The sequence below is a fragment of the Pseudomonas sp. P5_152 genome (assembly GCF_033989915.1).
Classification (GTDB): Bacteria; Pseudomonadota; Gammaproteobacteria; order Pseudomonadales; family Pseudomonadaceae; genus Aquipseudomonas.
In genome coordinates this window covers 1,614,298-1,627,305 of record NZ_JASFAH010000002.1, presented here as the reverse complement: position 1 = coordinate 1,627,305, position 13,008 = coordinate 1,614,298, and the positions used below count along the sequence as shown (strand labels likewise).

Annotated in this window: 10 protein-coding genes; 8 read left to right on the top strand and 2 right to left on the bottom strand. The window is 61.5% G+C overall.

What is annotated here, in order from left to right; genetic code table 11:
• Positions 1-6: 6 nt before the first annotated feature.
• Positions 7-2,757, bottom strand: a complete 2,751-nt coding sequence (locus QMK50_RS07225) for a response regulator (protein WP_095170355.1) — start codon at positions 2,755-2,757, stop codon at positions 7-9.
• A gap of 207 nt (positions 2,758-2,964) precedes the next feature.
• Here QMK50_RS07225 and QMK50_RS07220 point away from each other — a divergent pair, with 207 nt between their 5' ends.
• The 8 genes from QMK50_RS07220 (at position 2,965) to QMK50_RS07185 (ending at position 12,515) form a co-directional block, all read left to right on the top strand.
• Entirely contained in the window at positions 2,965-3,687 is a 723-nt protein-coding gene (locus tag QMK50_RS07220; protein WP_320332851.1) for a response regulator transcription factor, read from the top strand.
• The gene (locus QMK50_RS07215) at positions 3,674-5,035 is read left to right on the top strand and encodes a histidine kinase sensor domain-containing protein (protein ID WP_320332850.1); all 1,362 of its coding nucleotides are present in this window, start codon (positions 3,674-3,676) and stop codon (positions 5,033-5,035) included. Before QMK50_RS07220 ends, QMK50_RS07215 begins: the two co-directional genes overlap by 14 nt.
• 126 nt (positions 5,036-5,161) lie before the next feature.
• Complete coding sequence (gene cysM / locus QMK50_RS07210) at positions 5,162-6,064, top strand: cysteine synthase CysM (RefSeq protein ID WP_320332849.1); 903 nt, start codon at positions 5,162-5,164, stop codon at positions 6,062-6,064.
• Positions 6,064-7,416 carry a 23S rRNA (uracil(1939)-C(5))-methyltransferase RlmD gene (gene rlmD, locus QMK50_RS07205; protein ID WP_095170351.1) on the top strand — a complete coding sequence of 451 codons (1,353 nt, stop codon included), beginning with the start codon at positions 6,064-6,066 and terminating at the stop codon, positions 7,414-7,416. The genes cysM and rlmD overlap by 1 nt, the downstream gene beginning before the upstream one ends.
• Positions 7,417-7,538: 122 nt before the next feature.
• A complete protein-coding gene (gene relA, locus QMK50_RS07200; protein ID WP_095170350.1) occupies positions 7,539-9,782 on the top strand; it encodes a GTP diphosphokinase in 2,244 nt (747 codons plus the stop codon).
• A gap of 150 nt (positions 9,783-9,932) precedes the next feature.
• On the top strand, positions 9,933-10,766 hold the full coding sequence (gene mazG, locus QMK50_RS07195; protein WP_320332848.1) for a nucleoside triphosphate pyrophosphohydrolase: 834 nt from the start codon (positions 9,933-9,935) through the stop codon (positions 10,764-10,766).
• 24 nt (positions 10,767-10,790) lie between these two features.
• Complete coding sequence (locus QMK50_RS07190; protein WP_095170349.1) at positions 10,791-11,333, top strand: DUF2058 domain-containing protein; 543 nt, start codon at positions 10,791-10,793, stop codon at positions 11,331-11,333.
• A gap of 237 nt (positions 11,334-11,570) precedes the next feature.
• Entirely contained in the window at positions 11,571-12,515 is a 945-nt protein-coding gene (locus tag QMK50_RS07185; RefSeq protein ID WP_320332847.1) for a hypothetical protein, read from the top strand.
• Positions 12,516-12,571: 56 nt separating this feature from the next.
• Here the strand turns inward: QMK50_RS07185 and QMK50_RS07180 are convergent, their stop codons facing one another.
• Complete coding sequence (locus QMK50_RS07180) at positions 12,572-12,760, bottom strand: hypothetical protein (protein WP_095170347.1); 189 nt, start codon at positions 12,758-12,760, stop codon at positions 12,572-12,574.
• Between the last annotated feature and the right edge of the window lie 248 nt (positions 12,761-13,008).

Genomic DNA, 13,008 nt, shown 5'->3' with positions numbered 1-13,008 from the left:
CCTGGATCAGGCGCTGATCCGGGCTTGCAGGGCCAGGCGGTTGATCGCGCGTTCCAGTTCTTCCAGCGCGGCATGGGCCTTGGGGTCTTGCTGCTTGAGCAGGGTTTCACTGCGTTGGCAGGCCGCGCGCAGCTGCGGTACCCCGCAATAACGCGTGGCGCCGTGCAAGCGGTGGACCCGCTCGATCAAGGCATTGTGGTCATGGCTCTGGCGGGCCACGCGAATCGCCTCGCGGTCAGCCTCCAAAGACGCCAGCAGCATTGCCAGCATGTCGGCGGCCAGGTCGGCCTTGCCGGCGGCCAGGCGCAGGCCTTCATCCGGGTCGAGTACCAGCAGGTCGCTGGTGCTGCCATAGGTGTCGGCGCGCTCCGGCGCATGATTGCGCAGCGCCAGTCCCGTCCACTTCAATACCACCTGCGCCAGTTGGCGCTCACTGATGGGCTTGGTCAGGTAATCGTCCATGCCGCTTTGCAGCAGCGCGCGTTTTTCGTTGGCCATGGCGTGCGCCGTGAGGGCGACGATCGGCAGCGGCGTGCAATGCCGTTCACTTTCCCACTGGCGAATGGTTTCGGTGCTCTGGCGCCCGTCCATGCCGGGCATCTGTACATCCATCAGCACCAGGTCGAAGGTTTCGGTCTGCACGGCCTTGATCGCCGCGTAACCACTTTCCACCGCCAGGACCTTGGCCCCCATGTCTTCGAGCAGGGTTTGCACCAGCAACAGGTTGGCCGGGTTGTCGTCCACACAGAGCACTTTGGGTGGACGGCTGGACAGCGGCTCGCCAGGTTCACTGCGCACCTGGCGTGGGGTGACCAGGTCGGACAAAGCCCGGCGCAACTTGCGGGTGCAGGCCGGCTTGGCCTGCAACTGGCTATGGGGGTTGGGCACCGAGAGGTGGAACAGCGTCTGTTCGGTGGTCGGGCACAGCACCAGCACCTTGCAGCCCAGGTGCTCGAGGTCCCAGATGTGCTGGTTGAGCCGCTCCGGAGGCATGTCGTTGGAGGTGATGCCCAGGACCGCCAGGTCGATCGCCTGCTCGGTCTGATGAGCAATGGTGACGCCGTTGGCCAGGCTTTCCAGGGTGTTGAACGGGGTGACTTCCAGGCCGCAGTCCTGCAATTGGTGCTGCAAGGCCTGGCGCGCCAGTTCGTGGTTTTCCAGGACTGCGACGCGACGTCCCAACAGTGGCGGGGCCGGTAGGTCCTCGATGTCGTCGCGAGTCTTGGGCAGGCTTAGGCTGATCCAGAATTCCGAGCCTTCGCCTGGGGTGCTGTCGACCCCGATCTCGCCACCCATCTGTTCGATCAGCCGCTTCGAGATCACCAGCCCCAGCCCCGTGCCGCCGGGCTGTCGGGACAAGGAGTTGTCGGCCTGGCTGAAGGCCTGGAACAGGGCTCGGACATCCTGGTTGGACAGGCCGATGCCGGTGTCCTGAATGCTGATGCGCAGTTGCACGCTGTCTTCGAACTCGTCTTCCAGCATGGCGCGGGCAACGATGGTGCCTTCGCGGGTGAACTTGATGGCGTTGCTCACCAGGTTGGTCAGGATCTGCTTGAGGCGCAGCGGATCCCCCACCAGCGACAGCGGCGTGTCGCGGTATACCAGGCTCACCAGTTCCAGCTGCTTGGCGTGAGCGGCGGGGGCGAGGATGGTCAGGGTGTCCTGCAGCAGGTCGCGCAGGTTGAACGGAATACTGTCGAGCACCAGCTTGCCGGCCTCGATTTTCGAGAAGTCGAGAATCTCGTTGATGATCCCCAACAGGCTGTCGGCGGACTTTTCGATGGTCCCCAGGTAATCCAGCTGGCGCGGCGTAAGTTCGCTCTTTTGCAGCAGGTGGGTAAAGCCGAGGATGCCGTTGAGCGGGGTGCGAATCTCGTGGCTCATGTTGGCGAGGAATTCGGATTTGATCCGGCTCGCTTCCAGGGCTTCCTTGCGCGCCAGGTCCAGCTCGATGTTCTGGATCTCGATGGTCTCCAGGTTCTGGCGCACGTCTTCGGTGGCCTGGTCGATGCTGTGCTGCAATTCTTCCTGGGCATTTTGCAGGGTGCTGGCCATGCGGTTGATGCCCGAGGCCAGTTCATCCAGTTCCTGGCTGCCCAGCGGGGGCAGGCGGGTTTCCAGGTGGCCGTCCTTGAGCTGGGCCACGGCCTGCTTGATGCTGTTGAGCGGGTTGTTGATGGTGCGGCCCATGCGCAGGGCGAGCAGGGCGGTGCAGATCAGCCCGCCGACGATCAGCAGCAGGCTGGCGAACAGGCTGCGATAACCGCGCAGCAACATACCGTTGTGGGATAGCTCCAGTTCGACCCAGCCCAGCAGGCGATCGGCTTCATCGGGGATCACTTCGCCGGCCAGGTTGCGGTGCTTGCCGAACACCGGCAGCAGGTAGCGGGTGGCATCGCTGCCGGAGCGGCGCAGCAGGTGCGAGTTGTCGCCGGTCGGTGCCGGGTTGAGCATCAAGGGGCCGGCGTGCGCCACAGGGCTGCGGTCAGGGGCGAGGAACGACACAGCGCGCACGTCCTGTTGTTCCAGCGACTGGGTGGCGATGCGTTCCAGCAACTCTTCGTTCTGATGGCCCATTGCTGGCGCCACCAGCGGTGCCAGTTGTTCGGCGATCATTTCTCCGCGCTTGAGCAGTTGGGTCTGCAGGTCGGACTGCTGCATCCAGGTGAAATAACCACCCAGGACCAGGGCCATCAGGCTGGTCGGCAGCAAGGTCAGCAGGAGCACGCGACCTTTGATCCCCATTTTCTTCAGCACGCCACTCTCCTGCTCTTACGTCGTTCATCGATCATCGATGCGCCTATCTGGCACGCAATACCTGCGCAGTGTAGCGATTTGCAGGCAGGCAATCTCGGCAAATTGCCCGGCACCGCCGACAGCTGCGTGACGTCGGGCAGCCGCGCGGGTTGCTCATGGCCGGGCAATCTTGAATAATCACTGATTGAGAATTACTTGCAGAAGCTAATGACTCCCGTACCTGTTGGCTTTCCCCGGATCCTGGCGATTGAAGACGACCTTGTGCTCGGCGCTTATGTGCATGAGCACCTGGGACGTTGTGGTTTCCAGGTCACCTGGTGCCAGAACGGCAAGGAAGGGCTGGCGCTGGCCCGTGCCCAGGCCTTCGATGTGGTGTTGATGGACATCCTGTTGCCCGGCATGGATGGCCTGGCGGTACTGACCGACCTGCGTACCAGTGACTCGACGCCCGTGCTGCTGATGTCCGCGCTGGGCGCGGAAGCGGATCGCATCAGCGGTTTTCGCCTGGGCGCCGACGACTACCTGCCCAAGCCGTTCAGCATGGCCGAATTGCGCGTGCGCATTGAAGCCATCCTGCGGCGGGTGGCCCTGGACCGCCGCCACGTGCCACCGACACTCAACACTGAAGCCCACAGCCTGCGGTTCGACGACGAACTGTGCGATGTGCATTTTGGCCAGCAGTGGGCTGGCCTGACCCGCAGTGAGTACCGGCTGCTGGAAACCCTCAACCGCAATGGCGACGAAGTCCTGAGCAAGGCCTTCCTTTACCAGCATGTATTGCAACGCGGCTACGCACCCCACGACCGCAGCCTGGACATGCACATCAGCCAGATCCGGCGCAAGCTCAAGGCCATCGGCTACAGCGAGCGCGAAGTGCGCACCGTGTGGGGCAAAGGTTACGTCTTGAGCGCCATCGATGAAGTGGTCTGACCTCCCCGGCAAACATTCGCTGTTCTGGAAACTGGCGTGCCTACTGGTTGCCTTCTGCCTGCTGATGATCTGGCTGAGCTGGTCCTGGGGCCGCTACATGGAAAAGCAGAACCAGTTTCTGTCCCACGAGGCCCGGGCTACCCTCTTGGGCTACGCCGCAGAGGCCGAGCAGGCCTGGCAGCAGGGCCAGCGCGCCGGCGTTGATGCCTGGCTGCAGGGCATGGCTCAGCGTGAGAAAGGCTGGGTGGGAGTCATCAGTAATGAGCTGCAATCCTTGAGCAGCCATGAACTCACCGCTCCGGAAATCCAGCGTTTGACGTTTTTGCGTGACATGGAGTGGCCGATCCACGCCAAGCGCCTGCCCGGGCTGCGTATTCCCTTTCCCCAGGACTCGAGCGTCGGCAGCCTGGTGCTCGAATTGCCCAAGCGCTTCATGCCTGGGCGCTACCAAGTGTTCTGGCGGGTGATCACCAACGGGGTGATTCCCGGGCTGTTCACCCTGCTCCTGTGCGTGGGGCTGTACCGCTTGCTGGTGGTACCGCTGAACAATCTGCGCGAGCAGGCCAACGCCTGGCGGGCGGACCAGTTGAGCGTGCGCCTGTCGAGCCAGACCACCAATCGCAAGGATGAGCTGGGTGAACTGGGGCGCGCCTTCGATCACATGTCCGAACGGCTGCAAAGCACGGTGGCGCTGCAACAGCAGTTGCTGCGTGACCTGTCCCATGAACTGCGCACCCCGCTGAGTCGCCTGCGAGTGGCCAGCGAAAGCGAACAGGACCTGGCGCAACTGCGGGACCGCATCGGCCGTGAAGTCGATGGCATGCAGCGCCTGGTCGAAGACACCCTGCAACTGGCCTGGCTCGATACCGAGCGTGCGCCCCTGCCGGACGAGGCAATCCAGGTGCAGGCGCTGTGGGAAATGCTCACGGAAAACGCCTGCTACGAAAGTGCCTGGCCCAGTACCCAACTGCAATGCGCGGTCGACGCCGAGTGTTGGGTGCGCGGCAACCTCAACACCTTGGCCCAGGCCCTGGAAAACATTCTGCGCAACGCCATCCGGCATTCCCCCGAGGGCGCCTGCGTTCGCCTCGACGGTCGCCGTGACGGCGAGTTCTGGCACCTTTGGCTGGAGGATCAGGGCGGTGGGGTGGCGGAGGCCGACCTGGAACGGATCTTCCTGCCCTTCACCCGCCTCGACGGCTCGCGCCCGGGCAATGGCGGTTTCGGGCTGGGCTTGAGCATTGCCAGGAATGCCGTGCAACGCCAGGGCGGGCAGTTGTGGGCGCAGAACACCGGAGGGGGATTGTGCCTGCACCTGCGCCTGCTGGCTCATCCCTCTGCCGTCTGATCGGGCGCTCGACAGCGTAATAGCTGCTTATAGCTATCAGCCATAAGCACCGTACTTTGCGTGATATGGCCCGCGCACGTTTGCCGGTATGATGGGCGCCCCCGCAGTCTGGATTGCGAATACGCCATGACCTTGCAGTACCCAACTATCGCCGATTGCGTCGGCAACACCCCGCTGGTCCGTTTGCAGCGCCTGCCTGGCGAGACCAGCAACACCCTGCTGCTCAAGCTTGAGGGCAATAACCCGGCGGGTTCGGTCAAGGACCGTCCGGCGTTGTCGATGATCACCCGTGCCGAGTTGCGTGGGCAGATCCATGCCGGCGACACTCTGATCGAGGCGACCTCCGGCAACACCGGGATCGCCCTGGCCATGGCGGCGGCGATCAAGGGTTACAAGATGATCCTGATCATGCCCGACAACTCCAGCGCCGAGCGCAAGGCCGCCATGACGGCCTACGGTGCCGAGCTGATCCTGGTCAGCCAGGAGGAGGGCATGGAAGGCGCCCGCGATCTGGCCCAGCGCATGGAGGCCGAGGGCCGTGGCAAGGTGCTGGACCAGTTCGCCAACGGTGACAACCCCGAGGCGCACTACACCACCACCGGCCCGGAGATCTGGCGCCAGACCCAGGGCACCATTACCCACTTTGTCAGTTCCATGGGCACTACCGGGACCATCATGGGCGTTTCGCGCTACTTGAAAGAGCAGAGCGCCAGCGTGCAGATCGTCGGCCTGCAGCCGATGGAAGGCTCGGCGATCCCGGGCATCCGCCGCTGGCCCCAGGAATACCTGCCGAAGATCTACCAGGCCGAGCGCGTCGACCGGATCGTCGACATGGCCCAGGGCGAAGCTGAAGACGTGACCCGTCGACTGGCCCGCGAGGAAGGCATCTTCTGTGGCGTTTCCTCGGGTGGCGCGGTGGCGGCGATGCTGCGGCTGTCCCGGGAAGTTGAAAACGCGGTGATCGTCGCGATCATCTGCGACCGGGGCGACCGTTACTTGTCGACCGGCATTTTCGATGCGCCCAACTGATGGCCAAGCAACCGAGAGGCCTGCGTTTCCAGCCCACGGGCGGCAGCAAGGCCCCGCAAATCCCGACCGGTAAAAAGCAGCGCTTGAGCATCGAGCGCCTGGCCAATGACGGTCGTGGCATCGCGTTTTTCGAAGGACGCACCTGGTTCGTCATCGGCGCCCTGGCGGGCGAGGAGGTCGAGGCGCGGGTCCTTGGCGCCCATGGCAAAGTGGTCGAGGCCCGTACCGAACGAGTATTTGTCGCCAATGACCTGCGCCGTCCTGCCCCCTGTGTCCATGCCGGGCGCTGCGGTGGCTGCAGCGTGCAGCATCTGCCCCATAACGAACAACTGGCCCTGAAACAGCGCATGCTCGCCGAGCAGTTGTCGAAGGTGGCCGGGGTCGAGCCCGAAGAGTGGGCTGCGCCGCTGAGCGGGGCGGAATTTGCCTATCGACGTCGCGCCCGAGTGGCAGTGCGCTGGGACATCAAGGCGAAGAAGCTGGAAGTCGGATTCCGTGCCGCGGGTAGCCAGGACATCGTAGGCATCGATGATTGCCCGGTGCTGGTACAGCCCTTGCAACCGATCATGAGTCGTTTGCCCGAGATGCTTCGGCGCTTGAGCAAACCGCAGTCCCTGGGGCATGTCGAGTTGTTCGCCGGTTCTTCGCTGGCCGTGTTGTTGCGGCACATGGCACCGCTGTCCGACGCCGACCTGAACATACTCAAGGAATTCTGCGCCTTCCATCAAGCCCAGTTGTGGCTGCATGGCGAAGGTGAACCACAACCGGTGGATGCCGGCCAGGCGCTGGGCTATCGACTGGAACGCTGGAACCTGGAGCTGGCGTATCGGCCGGGGGACTTTGTCCAGGTCAATGCCGCGGTCAACGAGGCGATGGTGGCCCAGGCCCTGGACTGGCTGCAACCGACGGCTGAGGAACGCGTGCTGGATCTGTTCTGCGGCCTGGGCAACTTTGCCTTGCCGCTGGCCCAGCAGGTGCGCGAAGTGGTGGCTGTGGAAGGCGTGCAGACCATGGTCGAGCGCGCTGCTGCCAATGCCGCTAGCAACAATCTGCATAACGCCAGGTTTTTTCAGGCCGATTTATCCCAGCCTTTGGCTGATGCCAAATGGGCCGAGGAACGCTTTTGTGCGGTACTCTTGGACCCACCGCGTGATGGTGCTTTCGAGGTGGTGCGCACACTCGCCTCGCTCGGCGCCAAGCGCCTGGTATACGTGTCGTGCAACCCGGCAACGCTGGCGCGCGACACGGTTGAATTGATCAAGCAGGGCTACCGGTTAAAACGTGCCGGGATCCTCGATATGTTTCCTCAGACGGCACATGTCGAGGCCATGGCGTTATTTGAAGCGAGCTAGGATGCTCGTCTGGTCCGACTGGGCCGCCCATGCCGCACTCGCAGCAGCCCAGCGAGGGCGCATGGGCAACGAAGGTCAGCGATTTGACGCATTGAATCTGCGTCGTAGGGAAGGTAAGCAAGATGGTACAGGTGAGAGCACACCAGCCGATCAACACCGACGGCAGTATCAATCTCGAGGCTTGGCTCGATCATGCGGTCAGTGTCGATCCAGCACTGGATCGCGAAGCCTTGAAGGAAGCCTGCGAGTTCGCTCGCCAGGCCGAGCAGCAAGACAATGCGGCGAAGAACCTGTGGTCCGAAGGCACCTCGAGTTTTCGTACCGGGCTTGAGATCGCGGAAATTCTCGCCGACCTCAAGCTCGACCAGGACTCCCTGGTCGCGGCGATTCTTTACCGTGGCGTGCGCGAAGGCCAGATCCAACTGCCCAACGTCAGCCAGCGCTTTGGCCCGGTGGTCGGCAAGCTGATCGACGGCGTGCTGCGCATGGCGGCCATCAGCGCCAGCCTGAGCCCGCGCCAGTCCATGGTGCTGGGCACCCAGGGCCAGGTGGAAAACCTGCGCAAGATGCTGGTGGCCATGGTCGACGACGTCCGTGTGGCCCTGATCAAGCTCGCCGAGCGCACCTGCGCGATCCGCGCGGTGAAAACCGCCGACGACGAAAAGCGCAACCGGGTCGCCCGGGAAGTTTTTGATATCTACGCGCCGCTGGCCCATCGCCTGGGGATCGGTCATATCAAGTGGGAGCTGGAGGACTTGTCCTTCCGTTACCTGGAACCGGACCAGTACAAGCAGATTGCCAAGTTGCTGCATGAGCGGCGCCTCGACCGCGAGCGCTTCATCAGTGACGTGATGAACCAGTTGCAGAGCGAGTTGCAGGCCACCGGTGTCGATGCCGACATCAGCGGCCGAGCCAAGCACATCTATTCGATCTGGCGCAAAATGCAGCGCAAGGGTCTGGAGTTTAGCCAGATCTACGACGTGCGCGCGGTGCGCGTGCTGGTGCCGGAAATGCGCGACTGCTATACCGCGCTGGGCATCGTCCACACGCTGTGGCGGCACATTCCCAAGGAATTCGACGACTACATCGCCAACCCCAAGGAGAACGGCTACCGCTCGTTGCACACGGCGGTGATCGGTCCCGAGGGCAAGGTGCTGGAAGTGCAGATCCGCACCCACGCCATGCACGAAGAAGCCGAGTTGGGGGTCTGTGCGCACTGGAAGTACAAAGGCACCGACGTCAAGTCCGGCTCCAACCACTACGAAGAGAAAATCTCCTGGTTGCGCCAGGTGCTCGAGTGGCACGAGGAGCTGGGGGACATCGGTGGCCTGGCCGAACAGTTGCGGGTCGATATCGAGCCGGACCGGGTGTACATCTTCACCCCCGACGGCCATGCCATCGACCTGCCCAAGGGCGCGACGCCGCTGGACTTTGCCTACCGCGTGCACACCGAGATCGGCCACAACTGCCGTGGCGCAAAGATCAACGGGCGTATCGTGCCGCTCAACTACAGCCTGCAAACCGGTGAACAGGTCGAGATCATCACCAGCAAGCACGGCACCCCGAGCCGTGACTGGCTGAACCCGAACCTGGGCTACATCACCACCTCGCGGGCCCGGGCCAAGATTGTCCACTGGTTCAAGTTGCAGGCGCGCGATCAGAACGTCGCGGCGGGCAAGACCTTGCTCGAGCGCGAGCTCAATCGCCTCGGCCTGCCGCAGGTGGATTTCGAGAAGCTGGCCGACAAGGCCAACATGAAAACCGCCGAGGACATGTTCGCAGCCCTGGGCGCGGGCGATCTGCGCCTGGCCCAACTGGTCAACCTGGCGCAGCAACTGGTGGAGCCGGAACGCGGCAACGAACAGTTGGAGCTGATCCCGCGCAAGGCCACCGGCTACAAGCCCGGCAAGCGCGGCGACATCCAGATCCAGGGCGTGGGCAACCTGATGACGCAGATGGCCGGCTGCTGCCAGCCGCTGCCAGGCGACGCGATCGTCGGCTACATCACCCAGGGCCGCGGTGTCAGCATTCACCGCCAGGACTGTGCCTCGGTGTTGCAACTGGGCGGGCGCGAACCCGAGCGGATCATCCAGGTCAGCTGGGGCCCGGTGCCGGTGCTCACCTATCCGGTGGACATCATCATCCGTGCCTACGACCGCTCCGGTCTGCTGCGTGACGTCTCGCAAGTGCTGCTCAACGAGCGGATCAACGTGCTGGCGGTCAACACCCGCTCGAACAAGGAGGACAACACTGCGTTGATGTCCCTGACCATCGAGATTCCGGGGCTGGACGCTTTGGGGCGGCTGCTGGGGCGAATTTCCCAGTTGCCAAACATCATTGAGACCCGGCGTAATCGTACGCCATAAGACGCAAGAGCTTTATTGTAGGAGCGGGCCCGCTGGCGGCTTGCTCGCGAAGGATTTGAGGGCGACGCATTTATTCAGATGACGCGCGTCATCGTTAACGTCCATCGCGAGCAGGCTCGCTCCTACAGTAAGCGGGCAGAGGCCGTTTTGATGTATTCACTTGAAGACCTGCTGCACCTCATGGCCCGTCTGCGCGACCCGCAGTACGGCTGCCCGTGGGATATCAAGCAAACGTACAAGAGCATCGTCCCGCACACCCTGGAGGAAGCCTACGAAGTAGCTGACGCCATCGAGCGCGGGGACTTCGATCACTTGCAGGGTGAATTGGGCGACTTGCTGTTCCAGGTGGTGTACTACAGCCAGTTGGCCCGAGAGGAGGGGCGTTTCGAGTTTGCCGGCGTCATCGACAGCATCACCCGCAAGTTGATCCGCCGTCATCCCCACGTGTTTCCCACTGGCGACCTGTACGCACCGCTGGATGTCCCGCGCCTCGACGAGGAGCAGGTCAAGCAGCGTTGGGAGCAGATCAAGGCGCAAGAACGGGCCGAGAAGTCCCAGGCACCCGAGCAGTTGTCCTTGCTCGACGATGTGCCCAGTGCGCTGCCGGCGCTGTCGCGTTCGGCCAAGTTGCAAAAGCGCGCCGGGCAGGTAGGGTTCGATTGGCCGCATGCGTTGCCGGTGCTCGACAAGGTGCGTGAAGAGCTCGATGAAGTGCTTGAGGCCATGGCCGATAACGACAAGGCGGCGATCAGTGACGAGGTCGGCGACCTGTTGTTTTCCGTGGTCAATCTGGCGCGGCACCTCAAGGTCGACCCGGAAACCGCGCTGCGCGGGGCCAATGCCAAGTTTGAGCGACGTTTCCGATTTATCGAACAGGCATTGCGCGACACGCACCAACCCATAGAAAATTGCACCCTCGAAGAGTTGGACGCCTTGTGGGGCGAAGCCAAACGTCAGGAAAAGAATTTGCCCAGCTGCGGTTGAGCAGTTGCCTAAGTGAGTAAGCACATGAGCATTTCCCTTCGCGACCAGTTGCTCAAAGCAGGGCTGGTCAATCAAAAGCAGGCCAAGCAGGTCGGTAAAGAAAAGCAGAAGCAACAACGCCTGGCCCACAAAGGCCAGATCGAGCTCGACGACAGCCAGCAGCGCCTGGCCCAGGAAGCCATGGCCGAGAAGGTCAAGCGCGACCAGGAGCTCAACCGCCAGCAGCAGGAGAAAGCCGAGCAGAAGGCCCGTGCCGCACAGATCAAGCAACTGATCGAAGTCTCGCGCCTGCCCAAGCTCACCACCGAGGACTACTACAACTTCGTTGACGACAAGAAGGTCAAGCGCCTGTCGGTCAACACCCTGATGCGCAACAAACTCAGCAGCGGCTCGCTGGCCATCGTCCACCATGGCGGCGGCTACGAAGTGATCCCACGTGAGGCTGCGCTGAAGATCCAGGAGCGCGATCCACAGCGCATCGTGCAGATGAACGTGCAGACCGAAGAGGTCGATGCCGAGGACGATCCGTATGCGGCCTATCAGATTCCTGATGATCTGATGTGGTAATACGACATGGGTAGTTGGCGACAACTACACACGCGTTAGTACTTCAGGCGGTCAAACATGTTGAGCCCGAAAGAGTGTATCGCTACGCTCTTTCGGGCTCTTCTGTTATACGGCGGTTAATATTTATTTATGTCTGGCTTCAGGTCGGTGTAATACCGATCCTGCGGTTGATCTTTTAATGGCCCAACGGCAAGGAGAGTATTTGATCTATTAATGATTCTGAGGTGCTTAATGTTTGTGACTATTGCGTCTTTGCAACAACCCACCTTTCATTCGGAATTCTCCTGGGCGCGTAAACCGGGCCAGAGCATCGTCAGTTATGTCACCCAGGAACTCGATCGGCGAGTTCAATTCGTCAGTGACAGGCTGAACCTGAGTGCCGAACTGACCATCAATGATTACGTCGACAGTCAGTGCCTGTTCTTCACCTTGCCCGAGTTCTTCTGGAACGTACCCTGGGCCAGTGCGGGCACCGAGGAGGAGCTGCTGCAGCTGAGCAGTTGTTACCTGGAGCAACTGCCGGGGAGTATCGCGCAGCTCATCAAGTGGCTGCCGCTCAACGACTATGGCAGGGTCGTCCTGATGGCCGGCACCTGTGCCAGCTTGATCAAGGTCGAGGATCCTCAAGGTGAGTATTTTGAAGTGGTCAACTCAGTGTTGCTGGCGAGTAACTTCAAGTTTCTGGGCGACGGCTTCCCGGAGCTATCGATGTGGCCAAAGCGCCATGTTTCCGGTATCGACTTTGGCAGGAATGTCGGCAGTGATGAGTGTTATTGGTACTTTCAGCTTTCCGATAACTTGAAAGTCAAAGTGCGCAAACTCAGTTCGGCGCTGTCCGAGCACAATACGGCGCAGGGTTATGGTCCGATGTTGTTTAACTCGATGATCGAACTGTGCCCTTTTAGTATCAATGTGTGCCTGGACTACGCGCAGCTCGAAGAGGGCGAGCGAGATGAAGAGACGGAGCAGATCGAGGCGAAAATTGATTTTCTGATCGCCTGTGGCATGCCGTTTGATCAAAACCGACCGTACCCGCCGAGTGTGCAGTTTGCGGTCAGGAACGATGGCATGGGCGAGGGGCATTGTCAGTTCGCTAAAGTCAGTTGCGGCCGGATCAGCCACGAACTGCAGGCTATGAAAGTCGAGGAGACGTTGCACTTTGTGCAACTGGAACTGAGCTGAGTCTGCAGCCGCCAGCCTCGGCGCTTGGCTGGGTTGGCGGCTGCAGTTTTCAAAGGTCAGCGCGTAGCGGTTTCGCGTTGCTGCTCCAGGGTTTCCAATTCGATGCGATAGCTGTGGGCGTCGCTTTCGGAATGAAACATTCCCACCAGCAAGTCTTGTTGATGCACATCCCAGATGCGGATACCGGCGGCTACCCCTTCGTGGGACATGTGTGAATCGTCGCGTTCTGTCACTTTAACTGTCATCTGCTAGCTCCAATCCTGATTGATCTGCAGCAAGGCGTGTGCAGGCCTTTGTTATATGTTTTGATAGCTTGCTAAGTAAATCAGCAGAATCGGTAACGGTCTGTTGCAGGAATTGAGAAAATCCTGCAGCCCGTGCAGGGCGTGACATTCGGTCGCAGGCTGGAAAGTTTCATGACAGAAGTTTCATGAGCCGAAGGGCTTCGCGGGCCGGTGACGGCGAATCTACAGGCGAAAAAAAGCCCCGCTTT